Below are 23380 nucleotides of genomic sequence, written 5' to 3'. Positions count from 1 at the left end.
CGCAAGCCCCTAATCGTGTTGTTGGAGGAAGTATCCAACGCCTCTACGTGTCACAATGTATTCAGGATGTGATGGATCATCTTCAATCTTCTCACGTAAACGACGAATTGTTACGTCTACTGTACGCACGTCACCGAAGTAATCATAACCCCATACTGTTTGTAGTAAATGTTCACGTGTCATGACTTGACCCATATGTTTAGAAAGGTAGTGGAAGAGTTCAAATTCTCTGTGTGTTAATTCAATATCTTCCCCACGCTTTTTAATAGAGTAAGCATCTGGATAAATGACAATATCTTTAATTGTAATTTCATTTGTCGTACCACTTACTTCTTGAGCTGGTTGTGAATAATGGCGACGTAAGTTCGCTTTCACACGTGCGATTAATTCACGTGTACTGAACGGTTTCGTAACGTAGTCATCCGCACCAAGTTCAAGACCTAAGACCTTATCGATTTCAGAGTCTTTCGCAGTTAACATAATAATCGGCATTTCGAATTTCTTACGTACTTCACGGCACACTTCCATACCGTCACGACCAGGTAACATGATGTCTAATAATACGATGTCTGGTTCTTCCTCGTAGATTAAATCTACTGCATCATTACCATCATAGGCACAGTAAACATCATATCCTTCTTTTTTCAAATTAAATTCTAAGATGTCCGCAATTGGCTTTTCGTCATCTACAACAACAACTTTTCTTGCCATATCTATAAACCTCATTTCTCAAATTGTAGTTCTATATTTTATTATTCGTTCTTAATGAATTAGTAAAGATTAAACTGTGATTTGATGCGTTTTTAATAAGTTTATAGCGCATATTAATCTACTATATAATTTACCATTAATATTCATGTAATTCTATTTTCATATTTAAAATTATAGAATAATATTCGTTTAAAGTTTACCACTCTAATTTAATATTACAAATAAGTTGAACCCTTTGAATACGGGACAAAAGTCGTAGTGACAGCCATTTAACCCATTATTACAGAATGATGATACGACTCAATGGTTTAGTAGCAAGCTTTCTATTTTAAACATAAGAATAATATTAAGATTCTGTTGCGACGTCATACTTTTGTAATGCTAAAGAATGTATTACGATATTTAGCTTTTAGTATATTTTTTGATTTTTTGAAAATGAGATCTAAAAAGTTTAAAATGTGGATTTCCATAAGTAGTAAAATGAAGGCATAAAAAAATGCCTATCCTTTTGGATAAGCAATACGGTCTCGACGGGAATCGAACCCGCGATCTCCTGCGTGACAGGCAGGCGTGTTAACCGCTACACTACGAGACCTAAAAATGGTGACTCCTACGGGACTCGAACCCGTGTTACCGCCGTGAAAGGGCGGTGTCTTAACCGCTTGACCAAGGAGCCGTTCTTAAGCACAAGATAGATTATAGCACAGGCTTTATTTTGAAGACAAGACATTTTTTACATAATTTTAATATTTTTTTATATTTCCTTAATTTTTTGGATAAACATTGTAATAACAATGGTTTTAAGGTTACAAATGCTATATTTATCGATCTTTTTACACTCATGTTTCTAAAAAAAAATAGGCATTGAACGAATCAATGCCTACAAATAAATGATGTTTCCGGAATGATAGACGGGCTTCAGTGAGCAGGTATTTCTGCAGAAATACTCAAAGCTCGACAAAACTTGAGAAACAGTTTTGCTCACTTTTCGATTCTGCTCTAAACCTAACCGCTCACTTACGCACCTTTTTGATAGACGGGCTTCAGTGAGCAGATTACTCAACAATTATACGCTAATCGCTTAAATCACAGAACGATTTTCGCTCATAGCTAGTAATTGCTCGCAACCTAACCGCTCACTTACGCACCTTTTCTTCACACCTTTTTTACCACAATTGTTCTAATAGGTTTGTTTGGTCACGGTCTGGACCTACTGAGAAGATTGAAATACGTACATTACATAATTCAGAAATGCGTTCTAAGTATTTACGTGCGTTATCTGGTAATTCTTCTAATGTACGGCAACCAGTGATATCTTCTTCCCATCCTGGTAACTCTTCAAAGATTGGTTTACAACGACGTAATTGATCTAAGTTAGCAGGATATTCTGTAATTTCTTCTCCATCTAATTCGTAAGCAGTACAAATCTTCACTGTATCAAGACCTGTAAGTACGTCGATAGAGTTAATAGATAAGTCTGTAATACCACTAACACGACGAGAGTGACGTAATACAACTGAGTCAAACCAACCTACACGACGTGGACGTCCTGTTGTTGTACCGTATTCACGACCAACTTCTCTAATATGATGTCCATTTTCATCAAATAATTCTGTAGGGAATGGACCATCGCCTACACGAGATGTATATGCTTTACATACACCAATCACTTTAGATACGAAAGTTGGGCCTACACCTGTACCAACTGTTACATTACCTGCAACAGGGTTACTTGAAGTTACGAAAGGATATGTACCATGGTCGATATCTAACATGACACCTTGTGCACCTTCAAATAAAACTTTTTCTTCAGCTACAAATGCATCGTCTAAGATTTTAGAAGTATCTGTAACAAATTCTTTTAAACGTTGACCTGCAGCATAGTATTCATCAAAGATTTCATCGAAACGTGGGCAAGTTTCATTAAACATGCCTTTGAAGTATGCATTTTTAACTTCAATGTTCTCTTTTAAACGTCTTTCAAATGTTTCTTTTTCTAATAAGTCAGCCATACGGATACCAATACGTTGTGCTTTATCCACATAAGCTGGTCCGATACCTTTCTTAGTAGTTCCGATTTTATTATCACCACGACGACGTTCTTCATATTCATCTTGTGCTAAGTGATATGGAAGAATGACTTGCGCACGGTTAGAAATACGTAAGTTAGAAGTAGATACACCACGTTCATTTAAACCGTCTAATTCTTTTAATAATGCAACTGGATCTACAACTACACCGTTACCTATAACTGCAAGTTTATCTTTATAAAAAATACCTGATGGCACTAAATGTAATTTATAAGTTTCTCCACCAAATTGAATCGTATGACCTGCGTTATTACCTCCTGAAAAACGTGCAATAACATCTGCTTGTTCCGCTAAGAAATCTGTAATTTTACCTTTACCTTCGTCTCCCCATTGTGTCCCAACAACTACGATTGATGACATGTGAGCACCTCCAAAGTTTTCTCAATTAACCATTAAGTATTCTATCAATACGAACCCCATAATGCAAATAAAAATCGAACATTAATTTTAGTGCATATGACTTCCACACTCAAAAGTAAATTTACTCAATAAAACTGTTAAATCATTGATAATAAAGCTATTTGAGTTCTTTTATTTAAAAATCATTACACATACTTACGCTAGAAATCCATCACCAAAACAAAACAAAAACCGCATATTAAACGATTTATATCATTTAATATACGGTAAAATATTTTTATGACATTTCTGCATGTGCATAATCAATGTCTGTAAATTTATTGTATTGTTTCATGAAGTGTAACTTCACAGTACCAGTCGGACCATTACGTTGTTTAGCAATAATGATTTCAATTTCACCATTTTCATCATTCGATTGTGGTTCGAAATTTCCACCGTCATCGTCATCTTCACCTTCGCCACGATTATAATAATCATCACGATATAAGAAAGCAACGATATCCGCATCTTGCTCGATAGAACCTGATTCACGAATATCACTCATCATTGGCCGTTTATCTTGACGTTGTTCCACGCCACGAGATAACTGACTTAGTGCAATAACTGGACATTCTAATTCACGAGCAATCGCTTTTAAAGTACGTGAAATTTCAGATACTTCTTGTTGTCTGTTATCAGAAGCACGTGAACCACTACCTTGAATTAACTGTAAATAGTCAATCACAATCATGTCTAAACCATGTTCTTGTTTTAAACGACGGCATTTAGAACGTAAGTCTGTAATTCGAATACCAGGTGTATCATCAATGAAGATCTTGGTACGTGATAATTTACCGACTGCTATTGTAAATCGATTCCAGTCTTCTTCTGTCATCGTACCTGTACGTAGTCGATTGGAATCCACGTTCCCTGAACTACAAATCATACGTGTTGCTAATTGGTCTGCCCCCATCTCAAGTGAGAAAATGCCGACAGTATAATTACCTTCATGTGTCGCTACCTTTTGAGCAATGTTAAGAGCGAAGGCAGTCTTACCTACTGAAGGACGGGCAGCCAAGATAATTAAGTCATTTCTATTAAATCCAGCTGTCATTTGGTCTAAATCACGATAACCCGTAGGAATGCCTGGCGTTTGACCACTATTTTGGTCGAGCTCTTCAGCTGTTTCATAAACTTGTCCTAATACATCTCTAATATCCTTAAATCCATCACTCTGACGATTAGAGGATAATTCAAGAATACGTCGCTCGGCATCACTTAATATCGCATCTAATTCAAGTTCATTATCATAGCCATCGTTGGCAATACTATCCGCAGTTTGAATTAATCTGCGTTTTAATGCATGGTTTGCGACGATATTTGTATAATACTGAATATTACGTGTCGTTGGTACATTATTTGAGAGTTCCGCTAAATATTGAGGACCACCAGCCTCGCTTAATGTACCTTCTTTCGTTAATTGATCCATTAACGTTACGACATCAATTTCATCACCATCTTCATTTAAGTTCATCATCGCTCTGAAGATGTGTTGGTGGGCACCTCTATAAAAGGACTCAGGAAGGAGCACTTCCTGAGTCGAATTAATCAATTGTGGATCTAAAATAATTGCACCTAAGACAGATTGTTCAGCTTCATTATTATGTGGCATTTGCTTTTGCTCATACATATTATCCATTAATCATTACACCTCTAAATCCATCTTAATTTTCATAAATCCTAGTGCAACATTGTTTAAAGTTTAAAATTATTTTGTCATTCGTTCACATAGAATGGTTAAATGACACTCAAATACATATTTTTACTTAACCTAAGTGTTTATACGCTTAAGTAAGTAGTTCTAATGATTAAAATCAAAAAACTGCTTTAGAGCCTATCCGCTTCTTACTTCTCTACAGTGTGAACACGGATCGTACCTTCAACTTCTTTATCTAATTTAACAGGTACATTTGTATAACCTAATGCATGGATACCTTGAGGTAAATCCATTTTACGTTTATCAATTTTAATATCATGTTGTGTTTTAAGTGCTTCAGCAATTTGCTTAGTACTTACAGAACCGAACAATTTGCCTCCTTCACCAGTTTTAGCACTCACTTCAACTTCGATTTCTTCTAATTTAGCTTTTAACGCTTTAGCATCATCAATTTCTTTTTGTCTATCTGCTTCAGCACGTTTATTTTGTTGTTCCAATTGTTTCAAATTACCTGGAGTTGCTTCAACAGCATAATTATTTTTAATTAAAAAGTTATTTGCATACCCTACTGGTACATCTTTAATTTCGCCTTTTTTACCTTTACCTTTAACATCTTGTGTGAAAATTACTTTCATGCGTCTTCACTCCTACTCATTTGTTCTGTAATTGCTTGTTGTAATTGTTCAATCGCTTCTTCAATTGATAATCCTTTCAATTGTGTTGCAGCGTTAGTTAAGTGACCACCGCCACCTAAGGCTTCCATCGTTAATTGAACATTAATAGAGCCTAATGAACGTGCTGATATACCGATTAAGTTATCTTCACGTTTAGCTACTACATAAGAAGCTTCTATACCTTCTAAACTTAACAACTCATCCGCAGCTTGTGCAACTGTAACAGGATGATAAATTTTTTCGTTAGAACCATGTGCAATTGCAATGCCATTATCTTGAACTTCAACTGTTCGAATAAGTTCTGAACGATTGATATACGTATCGACGTCATCTTTTAAGAAGTGTTGCGTTAATATCGTATCTGCACCATGGGCACGTAAATAGCTTGCCGCGTCAAACGTTCTAGAACCTGTACGTAATGTGAAATTACGTGTATCCACAATGATACCTGCATACATAACAGTAGATTCTAAACGTGTTAAACGTTGTTCAGTTGGTTGATATTCTAATAACTCTGTTACAAGTTCTGCAGTCGAACTTGCATAAGGTTCCATATATACTAATAATGGATTAGAAATAAAGCTTTCTCCTCGTCTATGATGGTCAATCACGACTTTACGATTAGCTTTATTTAGAATGTTCTCATCTAATACCATTTCTGGTTTATGCGTATCCACAACGACAATCGTAGATTTGGATGTCATCATATCCCAAGCTTCATCTGATGTTACAAATCTTTCCTTCAACTCAGGTTTCTTATCGATTTCATCCATCACTCGGCGTAACGTTGGATCAATATCTTCCTCGTTTAAGACAACATAAGCTTCTAAATTATTCATTAATGCGAATCTTGAAACCCCAATTGCCGCACCTATAGCATCTAAGTCAGGACGTTTATGTCCCATAATGATAACTTTATCGCCTTCAGTTAAGATATCCTTTAATGCGTGAGAAATAACACGCGCTCTTACACGTGTACGTTTTTCCATCGGGTCAGTCTTACCGCCATAGAATCGCACGTTTCCGTTCATATTCTTAATAGCTACTTGGTCACCACCACGACCTAATGCTAAATCTAGACCAGATTGTGATAATTCGCCAAGATCGATTAAGTTCTCAGTACCTTCTCCGACACCGATACTTAATGTTAATTGAGCACGGTAACCGACACTCTTTTCACGTAATTGGCTAAGGATTTCAAAGTTAGATTCTTCGATTTCAGCTAATATTTTTTGATTTAAATACGCTACGAACTGGTCAGAATTATATCGTTTAAAGTAAATATTGTATTCTGATGCCCAACGACTAATCACTCGCGTTACCATTGAGTTGATTTCAGAACGTTGCGTGTCGTTCATATTTTGCGTAATTTCATCGTAGTTATCTAAGAATAACGTTGCGATGATTGGCTTTGATTCTTCATATAGCTCATTAGTTTGCACTTCATCTGTAATATCGAAGAAATATAAACAACTTTCTTCTTCTGAATGACGAACGTGGTAATGATATTGACCATGTTCGATTTCAACTTCTTGTACCTTTTCAAGCTGCTTTAAAATATTCGGAAAAACTTCATTGACTGGTTCTGAGATGACATTCGTTTCTAAGTGTTCAGACATGTACTGGTTAATCCATTCAATATGGTCATCAGCATCAAGCACGACCATACCAATAGGTAATCGTTTAATTGCTCTGTTGCTTCCAGCCGAGATGTGACCACTTAAGTTATCCACATAATTATCCATTTTCAATAAGGCTTGTCTGACTAACACGATGCTAATAATAATCATCACGACTAAAATAGCTGCTGCAATTGTAGCGACTAATGGTTTAAAGATAAACCATACAACTACAAGTGCAATCGAAGTAAGTACCATTAAAATAAATGGTATCAGTAGAGCCTTCTTAGTGGATTGACGGTTCATTATTCCACCTCTATTCACTTTTTAAAGTCATTTTTTAATCATTCGTTTTAAATTAATTCCTAAATCAAGTACGCCAAGTAATGCAATGATATGTGTTGCTGGTGTAATAATTGTCCCCACAACCATCAGCAATATCGTTACAGCGTTTGGTATACGTTTTGCTTTACCAAAGAAATGAATTACACTTAATCCTTGGATATACATCAGTAATGATAACACAACTTCGAAATTTAACACGATACTTTGGAAAGTACTTGGTTCAGTAGCGAACATTACACAAAGTAAAACAACCATATATACCCACAGTAATGAACGGTTAAGCTGCCAAGCAAATAAAGGTTTAAAAATTGGTGTAGCTACTTTAAATTTACGAAGAATTGGAAATGTAATAATTAAGTTAATTAAGACTAAAATAAAGACCGTAATGATAATAAAACTTGGAAGTTGAACTGCCATTTGACGGAAGCCTTCTTCTAAGATTGTTTTATAATCTGCTTCAACACCTGATGTTACAACAGCATTATGCATTGTATCTTTAAAAGGCTTAATTAATGTCGTAGCGCTAGGTATCTTTTTAAACGTTTGTAATAACATAAATGCGACTAAAGTAAATATACTTAAATATGTTGTAGCTATAAATAAGATGCGTTCTTTAGAGGCACGTTCTTTCAATAATTGGCCAATAATAAAGCTAAGTATTAAAACTAAAATCATGGCACTTAATACAAATGTATTACCCAACAATGTGGTAAGAATTACTGTGATCAAAGCTCCAATTCCAAATGATGGAATAGACTTATTCCATAAAATAATACCTGGAATTGTAGCGAATAAACATAGAATTAATCCAAGTACTGGTAATACATACGTAACTAAAGCAACCATAACAAGTGCAATTGTTCCTATAATTGTTGCTTTAGGATGTACTTTTGAAAACAAATTCGCCACTCCTATACTATTTTGACTATAACTTCTATTTTAACCTCTAAGCAAAATTAAAACAAATTGTGAAGATTGAGGTATAGCATAAGACTATAACAATGTGTTTTTACTTCCATAGCGACCTACCCGTTTCGTCTATTTCCGCTTAAATTTCGTTACTTTAAGAAAATGATACAAGTTAGGTGCCCAATCATTAAAATTTAATAAAAAGCCATCATGACCTACATTATCTGGAACAAAGAAATGACGATGATATTTAAATCGCTCCCCTACTGCCCTCACTTGATCATCTGGATATAATAAATCATCTGTAAAGCCCATTGTTAAGACCTTAGTATCCAGAGATTGATAAACATCATCTACATTAGTACGTCCGCGATCAACATTATGGCTATCTAATACATTTAGCATTGTTAAATAACATGACAAATCATACGTTTCTTTAAATTTATTACCTTGATGTCGTTGATAACTCACCACTTCATCTGGTGAAAAGCGTTGGTCATAACTTTTAGATGAACGATACGTTAGAAAGCCTAATTGTCGCGCAATACTAAGACCTTCTTTGCCACCAATATGAATCGCTTCTCGTGCAATTTCATTGAAAGCACGACTATATGATGACGTCTTATCAGTTGCTGCTAGAATAACCGCCTTATCCACTTCGAATTGGTGATTATATAGAAGCTCCATGACTTGCATGCCACCTAGGCTACCACCAATTAAAATATTAATCTTGTTGAAACCAAGTGCGTGTATGCCCAGTTCAATAGCTTTTACAATATCTCTCAAAGTTAAATGCTTTGGAAAATTTGGATTAGTTAAAGGAGAACTTGAACCAAAGGGACTACCAATAACATTAAACGTTAGAAATTGATAATCATAAATCGGCATATAACCACCGTCTATAATTTCACGCCACCAACCAGGCTCGTCATCTGTGCCATATGTTAGATGATTACCAGTAAGTGCGTGACACACTACAACAAGCGGTTGACCAGCATAGCCTACATGTTCATAACGCAATTGTAAATTATCAATCATTTCACCTGATTCAGTTGTAAAGGGTCCTAGATTTAATGTTTCTACTGTGTAATTGGTCATGCGATTACCTCCTTTTAAATAAAAAAATCGCCTATACTCTATTCTTAAAGTATGAGGCGATTTGTCTCCATTACTTATCATTCGAGTATCTCGTTGGTAGTAGCACCGTGCGTATGCATCGCCGGTTGCTGAAGTTTCTCAGGGCCGTGTCCCTCCACTTCTCTTAATAAGTTTTTTATCTCTATTCATTTACTGCGTATTTATAAAATAGTATCAATGTACCATTTATGTTCTAGACTTTTATTGTATCTAATTGTATAACCAACTTCAATTGTTAGTTGTTAGGTCCTACCTTTTCTAAAAGAAGAAACGTAAACCTGCTATAAGAACAATCCCCACTAGAATGGTTGTCGTAAGACTTCGTGTAAAAAGCGCAACAAAAACAGTTGGAATTGTTACTAAAACAAATGGGATATTGAGTGTATAGCCTGCTACGCCCTCTTGTTGCTCAATAATGCCATCTAAGATGAGTGCTGTAAATAATGTAATTGGTATAAACGATAACCATTTGATTACCGTTTCTGAAAGTTGAATACGTGAAATCATTAAGAATGGAACTACTCGAATAATTAAAGTTACAATTCCACATAACACGATTAATATAAACATGTGCCAAGATGTCGTCATTTATCCATCACCACCCCTAATGTTGCTGCTAACATAGATGCAATTAAAATTGCTACGTATGACGGCATAAACCAGCTTAAACTGAGCATCATCACGATGACAAATACGATAAGTACTATGTAAATTCTAAGTTTAGATGAAGTGATTGATTCAAATTGTGCCATTGTTAAAAAGATAAACATCGCGGTAATCGCAAAATCGAGACCTAACATATCTGGATTAGATATGTATTTACCAAGTAACGCACCAACAATACTTGCTAGTGCCCAAAATGAATATGCAGTTAGATTCAATCCATGTAACCAACGATCGTTTATCTTCTCCCCTTTTAAATGAGGTGTGATTGCAACGCCAAAGGTTTCATCTGTCAAAATTGAAGATAAGCCTAGTCGATTCCAAATACCATAATCTTTATAATTAGGTGCCAACGTCATTGAAAGTAGGAAGAAACGTGAATTGACAATCAATGTTGTAAGAACAATGGCAGAAATCGGTGTTCCAGTAGCCACAAGCGCACATATAATAAATTGTGCTGCACCAGCATACACAAGCAAACATAATAATAGTATTTCGATAATACTAAAGTGTTGTGAAGCCGCCACTATTCCAAATGATAGTCCAATTCCAACGTAGCCTAATAAAGTAGGTATACATTCTTTAACGCCCTGTTTAAATGTCACATGTGATGTCATCTTTGTAACCTCCTTTATTCTGTTTAATTTTATAAAGTAATATACTAATAATTTTAGTCTAATATACGGATGCTAGAGTAGCAACAACATTAGACGCAGGGTTGTGTGATGTTAGACTGAAAGACTACTTAGAAGTATTGATTTGAAAGGATTTTAAATGTGTCTATTTTTTGACTATAACGGTTGATTTACCTCTTGGAAAGCAGTCTAAAATACCCCTTTTAACTTCATCCCTTTATTAAGAAAAAGTGGAATTTTATGCAATTAATTATTAGAAATATACTAAGAGGATATGGACTAAATTTAATATATTAGAATTTCATATGTAAGGATAAAAAAAAACTGAGAAAAGCTCGGTAAGAGCATTTTCTCAGTTTAGTCGGCTACTGCGAATTTCGATGTAGCCCTAACATATTCATTTTGTCCTAGATTTATGACTTATTCATGAATTAGCCATTAACAGGACGGATTTCAGTTTTACCACCCATAAATGGTACTAATGCTTCTGGAATTGTGATTGAACCATCTGCATTTTGATAGTTTTCAACGATAGCTGCAAATGTACGACCTACAGCAAGTCCACTACCATTTAAAGTATGTGCTAATTCTGGTTTAGAAGCGGCATCACGTTTGAAGCGGATGTTAGCACGACGCGCTTGGAAATCAGTACAGTTTGAGCAAGAACTAATTTCTTTATAGTTGTCATAACTTGGTAACCATACCTCTAAGTCGTATGTTTTACTAGCACTGAAACCGATGTCGCCAGTACATAAGATAACACGACGATATGGTAAACCTAATTCTTCAAGAATTGCTTCAGCATTTTGTGTCATATCTTCTAAAGCGTCCCAAGAATCTTCAGGTTTTTCGATACGAACCATTTCAACTTTGTCGAATTGGTGTAAACGGATTAAACCTCTTGTATCTCTACCAGCTGATCCTGCTTCACTACGGAAACAAGCTGTTTGTGCAGTGAATTTTTCTGGTAATACGCCTGGTTGGATGATTTCATCTCTGTAGAAGTTAGTTAATGGAACTTCTGCAGTTGGAATTGTGTATAAACCTTCTTTTTCAACTTTGAATAAATCTTCTTCAAATTTAGGTAATTGACCAGTACCAAACATTGTATCTGCGTTAACTAATTGAGGTGTCATCATTTCAGTATAACCGTGTTGCGTTGTATGTTTAGTAAGCATGTAGTTCATTAATGCACGTTCTAATAATGCACCATCTTTAGTTAAGTATACGAAACGCGCACCTGAAATTTTTGCAGCACGTTCAAAGTCTGCCATTTTTAATTCTTCTACTAAGTCCCAGTGTGCTTTAGGTTCAAAGTCAAATTCACGAGGTGTACCCCATTTTTTAACTTCAACGTTTTCTTCATCAGAATCCCCTTGTGGTACATCTTCAGCAATTAGGTTAGGGATACGAATTAAGATATCTCTAACTTTATTATCCACTTCGTTAAGTTTAGCGTCGTTTTCTTTGATTTCGTCACCAAGTTCACGCATTTCTTTGATGACGTCGTCTGCATTTTCTTTGTTACGTTTCTTTTCAGCGATTTCTTCACTTACTTTGTTACGACGTGCTTTCATTTCTTCAGTTTTACCGATTAATTGACGACGTTCGTTATCTAATTCTAATACTTCGTCAACTACTTTAGGATCATCTCCACGTAGTTCAATTTTGCTCTTAACTGTGTCTGCTTGCTCTCTAAATAGTCTAATGTCTAACATGTAATATTCATCCTTCCCAATTTTTGAAAAATTTAATTTCGGATAACATGCGTATTTTCAATAAAAAAAGACCACATCCCCTTCACAAGGGACGTGGTCTACGCGTTGCCACCCTATTTAACAATTTAACACTACATATGTATCAAATTGCACTTTCCTTAAAATAACGGTTATTACCGGTTGTTCACAATTGTAGGTAGATTCGCATAACAATCAATTACTTGTTCACACTCAACACAAGCTCTCTGAAATTAATTGACTATGTTACTTGTCCCACGAACAATAACTTATTAAGTTATTTTTAATATAGCAAACTCCTTTATAATTAGCAAGTAAATGGTAAATAATATTAATTCATGCTAGTTGTAAACACCCTCTATTAGCCAACATAATCACTTCCCATCATTCATTACAAAATAATCTTCATAATAGTGTTGACGAAAGTCATCCACAGGTATAATATTTTCTATTGTATTTAAAAAGGTCATAAACAAACATTCAAATTTAAAACTTAACAGGCGAGTTAGTTGTTGATGCTTTCGCTACGCATCTCATCGTCACTTGAAATTTGAGTTATATATAGAATTGACAGTAATCACATTTTTACAATTTAGTATTATACGTTCGAAACGTCTTCAAGGGAGGGTTTAATTCATGGAAACATTAACAACAGTTAATATTCCGAAAAGAAAAGAAGAGACACATAAAGGTGACTATGGAAAGATTTTACTTATAGGTGGGAGTGCCAATTTAGGGGGCGCAATCATGTTGGCTGCGCGTGCGTGTGTTTATAGTGGAAGTGGATTAATTACAGTAGCTACACATCCTACAAATCATGCTGCACTTCATTCTCGTTGCCCAGAAGCAATGGTTATCGATATTAACGACACTAAAATGTTAACTAAAATGATTGAGAACACAGATAGTATTTTGATTGGACCAGGCTTAGGTATCGATTTTAAAGGTAATAACGCAATTACATTTTTACTACAAAATATTCAGCCACATCAAAACTTAATTGTTGATGGTGATGCTATAACGATATTTAGTAAATTAAAACCTGATATCCCAACTTGCCGTGTTATCTTCACGCCACATCAAAAGGAATGGGAACGTTTGAGTGGTATCCCTATTGAAGAACAAACTTATGAACGTAATAGAGAAGCTGTAGATAAGTTAGGTGCTGCAGTTGTATTGAAAAAACACGGTACTGAAATATTCTTCAAAGACAAAGAATATAGACTTGCCATTGGTACACCGGCAATGGCGACTGGTGGCATGGGAGATACATTAGCTGGTATGATTACAAGCTTTGTTGGACAATTTGATGATTTTAGAGATGCGATAACAAGCGCAACTTATACGCATAGTTTTATTGGAGAAAAGTTATCTGAATCTATGTATGTCGTACCACCTTCACGTTTAATTAGTGAAATTCCATACGCTATGAAAGAATTAGAAAACTAAATAAGCTATAAAAACAAGACTTCCCTGGTATCAGGGAAGTCTTGTTTGTTGAAGGAATCAATATTGTTGTAACTTTCTATTATAGATTAACCTTCTATTATTTAGTTTTCGTCATCTTCATCATTGTTAGATGCATTTTCAATGTCTTCATTTACACGATCCATGAAGTCTTGTCTAACTTCAATACGTTCATCTGTTGAGTCATCCTCAGATGAAACTGTAGTTTCTTCGTCCGCTTCAGTATGAAGTGCGTTACCTGGTGTATCATCGTCAATTACTTCTTCACTAGGACTTTCAGTACTCTCTGCATTTGATTCACCATTTTCAGTTTGAGCAGCCTCAGTCGCATCTTCATCTTCTGTTTTATCAATAACTTTAGCAACTGTTGATACAAATTGATCATCGCCTAGTTTCATTAAGCGAACACCTTGAGTTGCACGACCATTTTGAGAAATATCTTCTACTTCTAAACGAATGATAACACCACTATTTGTAACAATCATTAAGTCTTCTTCGCCATTAACAGTTGTGATACAAACGATATTACCATTACGTTCAGTAATCTTGGCAGTCTTGATACCTTTACCACCACGATTTGATAAGCGATATTCACTCACTGGCGTACGTTTACCATATCCATTTTCAGTGACGACTAGCACTTCATCTTCGCTATCGGCATGTGCAACATCTAAACCTACAACGACATCATCTTCACGTAATGAGATACCTCTTACACCTGCAGCAGTACGACCTAATGGACGTAAACTTGTTTCTGCAAATCTAATTAATGAAGCATGGGATGTTCCAATTAAGATATCTTGGTTACCATCTGTAAGACGTACTGCAATTAATTCATCGTCTTCTTTGAACCCAATCGCAATCTTACCGTTCTTATTGATATGTGAGAAATTGCTTAAAGCAGAACGTTTCACAATACCATTTTTAGTTGCAAATACTAAGTAACTATCTTCATCTTCAAGGTTTCTAACAGCAATCATCGTACTGATTGTTTCATCATTATCTAATTCAATGGCATTGATGACTGGAATACCTTTAGATTGGCGAGATAATTCTGGAACTTCGTAGCCTTTAAGTTTATAAACACGACCTTTATTCGTGAAGAATAGAACGTGGTCATGTGTACTTAACGTTACAAGTTGACTTACGAAATCTTCTTCCAATGTATTCATACCTTGAACGCCGCGTCCGCCACGGTGTTGTGAACGATACGTTGAAACTGGTAAACGTTTAATATAGTTATTATGGCTCAATGTGATGACGATTTGTTCTTCAGGAATTAAATCTTCATCTTCTAAATCATCTAAGCCACCTAATTGAATTTCTGTACGACGTTCGTCACCAAAACGTTCTTTAATATCGGTTAACTCATCACGAACTAATTGAAGTAAAACTTCGTCATCGGCTAAGATTTCTTCAAGTTCAGAAATATAACCGAGTAATTCGTTGTATTCATTTTCAATTTTATCTCGTTCTAAACCAGTTAAACGTCTCAAACGCATATCTAAAATAGCTTGCGCTTGACGTTCAGACAATTTAAAACGCTCTTGCAATGTTTCCATAGCGACTTTATCTGTTTCTGATTCACGAATTGTCGTAATAATCTCATCGATATGATCTAACGCTATACGCAAACCTTCTAAGATATGTGCTCGGTCTTTCGCTTTTTTCAAGTTGTATTCAGTACGACGACGTACAACTGTCTTTTGATGTTCTAAATATTCAACTAAAGCTTGTTTTAAATTGATTAATTTTGGACGTCCATTAACAAGTGCAATCATATTAACACCAAATGAAGTTTGTAATGGTGTCTGTTTATATAAATTGTTTAAAATAACATTGGCATTTGCATCTTTACGAACATCGATTACTACTCTAACGCCAGTACGTAAACTTGTTTCATCACGTAAATCAGTAATACCTTCAATTTTCTTTTCACGAACAAGTTCTGCAATCTTCTCAATCATACGCGCTTTATTAACTTGATACGGAATTTGAGTCACTACGATACGTTGGCGACCGCCACCTCGCTCTTCAATTTCCGCACGTGCACGCATTTGAATTGATCCTCGACCTGTTTCATAAGCACGTCGGATGCCACTTTTCCCTAGAATTAAACCAGCTGTTGGAAAATCAGGACCTTGAATATCTTCCATAAGTTCTGCAATCGTTACATCTGGATTCTTACTTAAATGTAAAACACCGTTGATGACTTCAGTTAAATTGTGAGGAGGAATATTTGTTGCCATACCTACAGCGATACCTGATGCACCATTAACTAATAAGTTAGGGAAACGAGAAGGTAAGACTTCCGGCTCTCTTTCAGTACCATCATAGTTATCTAGAAAATCAATTGTATCTTTGTTAATATCACGCAGTAATTCTAACGTAATCTTAGTCATCTTCGCTTCAGTATAACGCATGGCAGCGGCACCATCGCCGTCCATTGAACCAAAGTTACCTTGACCATCGACAAGTGGATAACGATAACTGAATGTTTGTGCCATTCTGACCATGGCATCATAGATTGATGAGTCTCCGTGAGGGTGATATTTACCCATTACATCCCCAACGATACGTGCTGATTTTTTATATGGTTTATCAGGGGTCATACCTTGTTCATTTAAGCCATATAAGATACGACGGTGTACAGGTTTTAAACCATCACGTACATCAGGTAACGCACGTGAAACGATAACGCTCATTGCATAGTCTAAGAATGATTCGCGCATCTCGCTGGTTATATTTCGTTCATTTATTCTTGATTGAGGTAAGTCAGCCATCAAGATATCCTCCTTCTATAATCAATTCACTTAAAATAGCAAGACTGCAAGTCATTATGCTGTACAGTCTTCAAGATTTTCAATACTAGACGTTAACTTAGAAATCCAAGTTCGCATATACTGCATTGTCTTCGATAAATTGTCTACGATTTTCAACTACATCGCCCATTAACATTTCAAATGTTTGGTCCGCTTCAATCGCATCTTCTAATTTAACTTGTAACATCATACGGTTTTCAGGATTCATAGTCGTTTCCCATAATTGATCCGCATTCATTTCTCCTAAACCTTTATAACGTGATATTTGCCATTTAGGTGTAGGACTTAATTCTGATTTCAATTTATCAAGTTCACGATCATTAAATACATAATATTTTTGTTTGCCTTGTGCCAATTTATACAATGGCGGTTGTGCAATATACACATATCCCGCTTCGATTAGTGGTCTCATGAAACGATAGAAGAACGTTAGTAATAAAGTTCTAATATGCGCGCCATCCACATCAGCATCTGTCATGATTACAATTTTATGATAACGTGCTTTAGAGATATCGAACTCGCCACCAATACCAGTACCAAAGGCTGTAATCATTTGACGTATTTCATTATTATTAAGAATACGATCTAAACGTGCTTTTTCAACGTTTAAGATTTTACCTCTTAATGGCAAAATGGCTTGTGTTTTAGAGTCACGACCTTCTTTTGTAGACCCCCCGGCAGAGTCACCCTCTACTAGGAAGATTTCACTTTCTTCAGGTTTCTTACTTGAACAGTCTGCAAGTTTACCTGGTAAGCTTGAAATTTCTAAAGCTGATTTACGACGTGTCACTTCACGTGCTTTCTTAGCTGCGACACGTGCACGTGATGCCATAATTCCTTTTTCAACAACGATGCGTGCAACATTTGGATGTTCATATAAGAAACGTTCAAAATGCTCAGCAAACAATCGATCAACAATTTGACGTACTTCAGAGTTACCTAATTTCGTTTTAGTTTGTCCTTCGAATTGAGGATCACCATGTTTAATTGATACGACGGCTGTTAAACCTTCACGTGTATCTTCACCAGACAATCTTTCTTTATCGTCTTTGATAATCTTACTTTGTGTTCCATAGCTATTTAATATACGCGTTAAGGCACGTTTGAAACCATCTTCATGCGTACCACCTTCATAAGTATGAATATTATTCGCATAAGATAATAAGTTCGTTGCATAACCGCTGTTATATTGCATAGCGATTTCTATTTCTACATCATCTTTAGTTTGATGAATATAAATAGGTTCTTCATGAATAGGCTCTTTATTTTCGTTTAATAGTTCAACGTAAGATTTAATACCGCCTTCATAGTGATATGTATCTTCGCGTTGCTCTACATCTTCACGCTCATCTCTTAAAGTGATTGAAATACCTTTGTTCAAGAATGCAAGCTCTCTAATACGCTTTTGTAGCGTTTCATAGTTATAAACAGTTGTTTCAGTGAATATTTCACCATCTGCTTTAAAGCGAATGACTGTACCTGTTTTATCAGTGCTACCTACTTCTTTAAGATCAAATTGAGGTACACCTTTTTTATATGCTTGATGATAGATTGTATCGTTACGATGAACGTATACCTCTAAGTCTTCAGACAAAGCGTTAACAACTGAAGAACCTACACCATGTAGACCACCAGATACTTTATAACCGCCACCGCCGAATTTACCACCAGCATGCAGTACAGTTAAGATAACTTCAACTGCTGGACGACCCATTTTTTCTTGAATATCAACAGGAATGCCTCGACCATTGTCAGTTACTTTAATCCAATTGTCTTTTTCAATAATAACTTCGATTTGATTTGCATAACCAGCAAGTGCCTCGTCGATACTGTTATCCACGATTTCCCATACTAAGTGGTGCAAACCTCTTTCTGAAGTTGACCCTATATACATACCAGGTCTTTTACGAACGGCTTCTAACCCTTCTAATACCTGTATCTGTCCAGCACCATAGTTATCTGTGTTGTTTACATCTGACAATGTATTCACCATCACTTTCTATTACTTTATAATTTCACCTTGATTGATTCGATAAAGCTTAGCATTATTCATAATTTCATGATCTATGCCGTCAACAGATGTTGTTGTTACAAAGGTTTGTACTTTATGTTGAATCGTGCTTAATAGATGTGTTTGTCGAGAATCATCTAATTCGCTTAACACATCATCCAATAATAAGATTGGATATTCTCCAACTTCAATATTCATTAACTCTATTTCTGCTAATTTAATGGATAATGCAGTCGTACGTTGTTGCCCTTGGGATCCATATGTTTGTGCATCCATATCATTTACATTAAAGCCCAAATCATCTCTATGTGGTCCAAATAAACAGACGCCTCTATCCATTTCTCGCTTAATATTGTCATTCAATAGCGTAATCACTTCGTCCAATAACGTCTGTTCATCTTTGCTCATATCACTGAGTTTAATACTTGGTAAATAAGTTAATGACAACGTTTCTCTCTCATTCGTGATACCTGCATGAATCGGTTTAGCCAATGATTCTAATTCTTTGATGAAATGCTCTCGTCTCAACGTTACATTTAAAGCATATTGTGCAAATTGTTGGTTTAAGACTTCTAACATTGTAGTGTCTTGCTTCTGGCCCAATTGCAGTTGCTTTAAGTAATTATTCTTCTGTTTGAGAATACGCTGGTATTGAGCCAAATCATTTAAATATACTGCAGATATCTGACCTAATTCCATATCAATAAAGCGTCTTCGTATCTGAGGGGAGCCTTTGACAATATTTAAATCTTCTGGCGCAAAAAGAACCACGTTAAGATGTCCAACATACTGAGTTAGTCGACTTTGTTCTAAGTGGTTCACTTTTACTTGTTTACCTTTTTTAGTTATAAACATCGTTAGTGGCATCGTTCCATGTCTATAATTTAGTACACCCTCTATTTTAGCATACTCTGAGTTAAACCGTATAAGCTCCTTATCATTCGATGTACGATGACTTTTGGCTAAAGCTAATGTGTAAATTGATTCAAGCAAATTCGTCTTCCCTTGTGCATTTTCTCCGATCAGAATATTCACATCAGGATGACATTCGAGCGTAACTTCTTCATAGTTACGATAATTTTCTAATTGGAGTGTTTTAAGTTTCATTGTTCACCTTGATGAATAATGATTACAGAATCAATTTCAGGGATATCTGGGAAATCAATTCGATCTTGGTTAGCTAGTTTTTTACCGCGACGTGTTTCGCGCTCGCCATTAATTAGAACTTCAACATCTTGTAAGAACCATTTAGCTTGTCCACCTGATTCAATAATGCCTTCCGTTTTAAGAAATTGGCCTAACGTAATATCGCCTTCAACTACTACTTCTTGAACCAAAATAATCACTCCGTTTCTTTATGTGTCATTAATATATTATACCTTTTTTAGGTTTAAATTTCATTTAAAATGGAATGTGAAACCGTTTACTTCACAATATCTTTTTACATATTTAATTTTAGTAGGAAAATTAGCTATATTTTTCAATTTGAAGCGGCCTTTTTAAAGAAAATTGAAGATTACAAATGAGGTTGTATAGAGAATAGCCTGATTTTTAATTTTAAGGGCCATTTTAGCTTGATGATATATTATTTAGAGTTATCCACTAGTGATTAACTTTTGTGTCTATATTGAAGGCTGAATGAGTTTAAATTTAAAAGGAGTTACGACAGAATTTCTTTTGAATTCGTCGTAACTCCAAATTAATACCTTTTAAAACTAATACGTTCTAATTGGTAAAATTAATTGAGTGACAGAATCATCTTCTTTTGGTTTAAGGATGAACGGTTTCATCGTACCAAAGAATTCAACTTCAACTTCATCATTATCAATCGCTTTTAACGCATCCATCATATAACGAGAGTTGAAAGAAATCTTCAAGTTGCCACCCTCTACATCCGTTGCTGTAACTTCTTCTTTTACAGTACCAATCTCAGGTGACGTAGATGATAATTCTACAACATCATTACCCGTACTTAACTTAATAACATTGTTGCCACCTTCTCGTGCCAATAAAGAAGCACGATCGATTGCGTGATAGAATTCACCGTTGTCTAAGCCTAATTTTATTTCGTAATTCTCAGGGAATAAACGTGTTGTATCAGGATAATGTCCTTCTAATAAGCGAGAAATAAAGTTTACATTTCCAACTTTAAATAAAACTTGATTTGAAGCAAAGAAAATATCAATCTCTTCATCGCTATCACTCATAATTTTATTTAATTCTGATAAAGCTTTACCTGGAATGATGACATTTTTGTTTTCAGAGTCATCTTCTAATTTTAACTTTCTTACAGCCAAGCGGTGTGAATCGGTCGCAGTGCATATTAATTCATTATCTTGTATAAGCCAGTTAACACCAGTAAGTACTGGGCGTGTTTCTGAGGTGGACACTGCGAAATTTGTTTGTGCAATGATATTTTTTAATACTTTTACTGATAATTGAATTGCATCATCACGTGATACTTGAGGTAATAATGGATATTGATCAGGATCTAAACCACTTAAGTTAAATTCAGAATGTCCTGAAGTAATCAGTGTTTGAAATTGTTCATTTGTTGATAATTTAACATCTTTACCTGGTAGTTTTTTAATAATATCTACGAAGAAACGACCAGGAAGTACAACTGAACCTGTTTCAGAAATAGTGACAATATCCTCACCATCTACTTGTTTAGGGATTGTAATTTCAATAGATATCTCAGAATCTGAACCAGTAAGAATGACTTCGTTATCTTTAGCATCGATTTTGATACCCGTTAAAATTGGTAATGTTGTTCTTGGTGAGATGGCTTTTAATGTGTCATTTAATTGATTAATAAAATAATCTCTTCTAATTGTGAATTCCATCATTAATTTAAACTCCTTCCAGTCGTTTATATATAATTATATAGGTTTTAAATTCATAGTAATAGTAGTAGGGCTTGTGGATTAGTGGATATGTTAAGAAAATCCTTATGTGCCAAAGTTATACACATGTGGATAAACTGTTGATGCTGTGTATTACTTTTAAACATTATCCACAATTACGAATAAAATATTTATGACGCTTATCATTAATTAATGCTTCTTATACCATAATAACTTGTCACTATTTTTATTTCCCACTTTATCATTTCATAATCTGTTGTATAACAGTTTTCAACTTTAATCTTATTGGTTGCGAATTTCTTTTTCTAAATCTTCAACCTCTTGTTTAAAAATTGTATCGGCTTTAATATCTTTAGCGATTTTTTCGTGCGCATGAATCACTGTCGTATGATCTCGACCACCGAATTCTTCACCAATCTTAGGTAATGAAAAATCAGTAAGTTCTCTTGATAAATACATCGCGATTTGACGTGGATAAGCAATTGATTTTGTACGTTTTTTTGCACTGAAATCTTCGATGCGAACGTTGTAGTAGTGTCCAACGACTTTTTGAATATCTTGAATTGTAATTTTTTTAGATTTAGGAACTTGAATAATATCTTTGAGCGCTTCTGCTGCTAATTCAGTCGTTATAGGTCTTCCTTGAAGTTTAGAATAGGCAAGCAAACGTGTGAGTGCGCCTTCTAATTCACGGATGTTTGATTGAATTTGATTAGCAATATAATTTAAAGCTTCAGCAGGAATTTCTAAATTCTCTTCTTCGATTTTTTTCTGAAGAATCGCCATACGCGTTTCATAATCAGGAGGAGTAATATCAACGATTAATCCCCATTCGAAACGTGAACGTAAACGGTCTTCTAATTTTGCAATTTCTTTAGGTGGACGGTCACTTGAAATGACAATTTGCTTCTTATTTTGATGTAATTCATTAAATGTATGGAAGAACTCTTCTTGCGTTTGTTCTTTATTCTGAATAAATTGAATGTCATCAATCAGTAACACGTCGATGTTTCTATACTTTTCTCTAAAGGCTTCAGGTTCATTGTTACGAATTGATTTGATGAAGTCATTTGTGAATTTTTCACTTGAAGTATATAGTACTTTAGCATTTGGTTGATTGCTAAGAACATGATGACCGATCGCATGCATAAGATGTGTCTTACCAAGACCAACGCCACCATATATAAATAGAGGGTTGTATGCTTGTGCTGGTGCTTCAGCAACTGCAAGACTTGCTGCGTGTGGAAATCTATTGCCAGGTCCAATGACGAAAGTATCAAATGTATTGTGAGTATTGAATTGATCTGTGCCTTCATGACCATCTTCAATGATTTGACGTTGAGGTTCGCTTGGCGTGTTAGATTTACGACTTGTCTCATCAAGTTCAGCTAATTGTTCAGCAGTGAAAAATTTGGGTTCAACTTCATAACCAATAACATCTTTCATAATTGTTTGGATTACTTCTTTGTAGTTTGAATTTAACCATTCTGCGTAAAATTCATGAATTACAAAGATGATTGCAACATTATCACGAATTTCTTTGAGTTCTGTATCTTTCAAAAAAGTATTAAATGTCGATTTAGATATTTCTGATTCAGCAACTTCTAATACTTTTTTCCAAATTTCTTGTTCTGACAT

17 protein-coding genes, 2 tRNA genes, 1 riboswitch and 1 other annotated feature are annotated in these 23380 nt (G+C 35.2%); of the genes, 1 reads left to right on the top strand and 18 read right to left on the bottom strand.

The window, feature by feature from the left end; genetic code table 11:
• Positions 1-9 precede the first annotated feature (9 nt).
• The 12 genes from yycF to serS form a co-directional block, all read right to left on the bottom strand.
• The gene (gene yycF, locus EQ029_RS00095; RefSeq protein WP_011274375.1) at positions 10-711 is read right to left on the bottom strand and encodes a response regulator YycF; all 702 of its coding nucleotides are present in this window, start codon (positions 709-711) and stop codon (positions 10-12) included.
• 522 nt (positions 712-1233) lie between these two features.
• Positions 1234-1306 (bottom strand) — tRNA-Asp (locus tag EQ029_RS00090).
• A gap of 6 nt (positions 1307-1312) precedes the next feature.
• Positions 1313-1387 (bottom strand) — tRNA-Glu (locus EQ029_RS00085).
• A 490-nt stretch (positions 1388-1877) separates the two neighbouring features.
• On the bottom strand, positions 1878-3161 hold the full coding sequence (locus EQ029_RS00080) for an adenylosuccinate synthase (protein WP_011274374.1): 1284 nt from the start codon (positions 3159-3161) through the stop codon (positions 1878-1880).
• Positions 3162-3438: 277 nt separating this feature from the next.
• Positions 3439-4839, bottom strand: a complete 1401-nt coding sequence (gene dnaB, locus EQ029_RS00075) for a replicative DNA helicase (protein ID WP_011274373.1) — start codon at positions 4837-4839, stop codon at positions 3439-3441.
• A 206-nt stretch (positions 4840-5045) separates the two neighbouring features.
• Positions 5046-5492 (bottom strand): 50S ribosomal protein L9, encoded by a 447-nt coding sequence (rplI, locus tag EQ029_RS00070; RefSeq protein WP_016930923.1) that lies wholly within the window; start codon positions 5490-5492, stop codon positions 5046-5048.
• The gene (locus tag EQ029_RS00065; RefSeq protein ID WP_011274371.1) at positions 5489-7456 is read right to left on the bottom strand and encodes a DHH family phosphoesterase; all 1968 of its coding nucleotides are present in this window, start codon (positions 7454-7456) and stop codon (positions 5489-5491) included. Before EQ029_RS00065 ends, rplI begins: the two co-directional genes overlap by 4 nt.
• A gap of 27 nt (positions 7457-7483) precedes the next feature.
• Positions 7484-8410 (bottom strand): YybS family protein, encoded by a 927-nt coding sequence (locus tag EQ029_RS00060; RefSeq protein ID WP_029376641.1) that lies wholly within the window; start codon positions 8408-8410, stop codon positions 7484-7486.
• Between the two features lie 123 nt (positions 8411-8533).
• Positions 8534-9502, bottom strand: a complete 969-nt coding sequence (gene metX, locus EQ029_RS00055) for a homoserine O-acetyltransferase MetX (protein ID WP_016930924.1) — start codon at positions 9500-9502, stop codon at positions 8534-8536.
• A gap of 71 nt (positions 9503-9573) precedes the next feature.
• Positions 9574-9675, bottom strand: a riboswitch (SAM riboswitch).
• A gap of 124 nt (positions 9676-9799) precedes the next feature.
• Positions 9800-10129, bottom strand: coding sequence for an AzlD domain-containing protein (locus EQ029_RS00050; protein ID WP_016930925.1), 330 nt, complete (start codon positions 10127-10129; stop codon positions 9800-9802).
• Complete coding sequence (locus EQ029_RS00045; RefSeq protein ID WP_016930926.1) at positions 10126-10821, bottom strand: AzlC family ABC transporter permease; 696 nt, start codon at positions 10819-10821, stop codon at positions 10126-10128. The genes EQ029_RS00050 and EQ029_RS00045 overlap by 4 nt, the downstream gene beginning before the upstream one ends.
• A 449-nt stretch (positions 10822-11270) precedes the next feature.
• Positions 11271-12557 (bottom strand): serine--tRNA ligase, encoded by a 1287-nt coding sequence (gene serS, locus EQ029_RS00040; protein ID WP_016930927.1) that lies wholly within the window; start codon positions 12555-12557, stop codon positions 11271-11273.
• A gap of 84 nt (positions 12558-12641) precedes the next feature.
• Positions 12642-12840 (bottom strand) — a binding site (T-box leader).
• Positions 12841-13211: 371 nt separating this feature from the next.
• Here serS and EQ029_RS00035 point away from each other — a divergent pair.
• Positions 13212-14024 carry an NAD(P)H-hydrate dehydratase gene (locus EQ029_RS00035; protein ID WP_016930928.1) on the top strand — a complete coding sequence of 271 codons (813 nt, stop codon included), beginning with the start codon at positions 13212-13214 and terminating at the stop codon, positions 14022-14024.
• Positions 14025-14125: 101 nt separating this feature from the next.
• Here EQ029_RS00035 and gyrA read toward each other — a convergent pair whose 3' ends face one another.
• From gyrA to dnaA, 6 genes are all read right to left on the bottom strand, one after another.
• The gene (gene gyrA / locus EQ029_RS00030) at positions 14126-16825 is read right to left on the bottom strand and encodes a DNA gyrase subunit A (protein ID WP_016930929.1); all 2700 of its coding nucleotides are present in this window, start codon (positions 16823-16825) and stop codon (positions 14126-14128) included.
• A gap of 97 nt (positions 16826-16922) precedes the next feature.
• Complete coding sequence (gyrB, locus tag EQ029_RS00025) at positions 16923-18857, bottom strand: DNA topoisomerase (ATP-hydrolyzing) subunit B (protein ID WP_033079924.1); 1935 nt, start codon at positions 18855-18857, stop codon at positions 16923-16925.
• 9 nt (positions 18858-18866) lie between these two features.
• Positions 18867-19982: a DNA replication/repair protein RecF gene (recF, locus tag EQ029_RS00020; protein WP_016930931.1), complete on the bottom strand. Its 1116-nt coding sequence runs from the start codon at positions 19980-19982 to the stop codon at positions 18867-18869.
• Positions 19979-20221 (bottom strand): S4 domain-containing protein YaaA, encoded by a 243-nt coding sequence (gene yaaA, locus EQ029_RS00015; RefSeq protein WP_172458781.1) that lies wholly within the window; start codon positions 20219-20221, stop codon positions 19979-19981. Before yaaA ends, recF begins: the two co-directional genes overlap by 4 nt.
• A 369-nt stretch (positions 20222-20590) precedes the next feature.
• On the bottom strand, positions 20591-21724 hold the full coding sequence (dnaN, locus tag EQ029_RS00010; RefSeq protein WP_011274360.1) for a DNA polymerase III subunit beta: 1134 nt from the start codon (positions 21722-21724) through the stop codon (positions 20591-20593).
• A gap of 300 nt (positions 21725-22024) precedes the next feature.
• Complete coding sequence (dnaA, locus tag EQ029_RS00005; RefSeq protein ID WP_016930933.1) at positions 22025-23380, bottom strand: chromosomal replication initiator protein DnaA; 1356 nt, start codon at positions 23378-23380, stop codon at positions 22025-22027.

Source organism: Staphylococcus haemolyticus (assembly GCF_006094395.1).
In the GTDB taxonomy this organism is placed as follows: Bacteria; Bacillota; Bacilli; order Staphylococcales; family Staphylococcaceae; genus Staphylococcus; species Staphylococcus haemolyticus.
This window is presented reverse-complemented; position numbering and strand designations above follow the sequence as displayed.

Bases quoted from the DNA above. Each gene is read 5' to 3' on its own strand.
- yycF (WP_011274375.1), bottom strand. From the start codon at position 711: ATGGCAAGAAAAGTTGTTGTTGTAGATGACGAAAAGCCAATTGCGGAC.
- EQ029_RS00080 (WP_011274374.1), bottom strand. From the start codon at position 3,161: ATGTCATCAATCGTAGTTGTTGGGACACAATGGGGAGACGAAGGTAAA.
- dnaB (WP_011274373.1), bottom strand. From the start codon at position 4,839: ATGGATAATATGTATGAGCAAAAGCAAATGCCACATAATAATGAAGCT.
- rplI (WP_016930923.1), bottom strand. From the start codon at position 5,492: ATGAAAGTAATTTTCACACAAGATGTTAAAGGTAAAGGTAAAAAAGGC.
- EQ029_RS00065 (WP_011274371.1), bottom strand. From the start codon at position 7,456: ATGAACCGTCAATCCACTAAGAAGGCTCTACTGATACCATTTATTTTA.
- metX (WP_016930924.1), bottom strand. From the start codon at position 9,502: ATGACCAATTACACAGTAGAAACATTAAATCTAGGACCCTTTACAACT.
- EQ029_RS00050 (WP_016930925.1), bottom strand. From the start codon at position 10,129: ATGACGACATCTTGGCACATGTTTATATTAATCGTGTTATGTGGAATT.
- EQ029_RS00045 (WP_016930926.1), bottom strand. From the start codon at position 10,821: ATGACATCACATGTGACATTTAAACAGGGCGTTAAAGAATGTATACCT.
- serS (WP_016930927.1), bottom strand. From the start codon at position 12,557: ATGTTAGACATTAGACTATTTAGAGAGCAAGCAGACACAGTTAAGAGC.
- EQ029_RS00035 (WP_016930928.1), top strand. From the start codon at position 13,212: ATGGAAACATTAACAACAGTTAATATTCCGAAAAGAAAAGAAGAGACA.
- gyrA (WP_016930929.1), bottom strand. From the start codon at position 16,825: ATGGCTGACTTACCTCAATCAAGAATAAATGAACGAAATATAACCAGC.
- gyrB (WP_033079924.1), bottom strand. From the start codon at position 18,857: ATGGTGAATACATTGTCAGATGTAAACAACACAGATAACTATGGTGCT.
- recF (WP_016930931.1), bottom strand. From the start codon at position 19,982: ATGAAACTTAAAACACTCCAATTAGAAAATTATCGTAACTATGAAGAA.
- dnaN (WP_011274360.1), bottom strand. From the start codon at position 21,724: ATGATGGAATTCACAATTAGAAGAGATTATTTTATTAATCAATTAAAT.
- dnaA (WP_016930933.1), bottom strand. From the start codon at position 23,380: ATGTCAGAACAAGAAATTTGGAAAAAAGTATTAGAAGTTGCTGAATCA.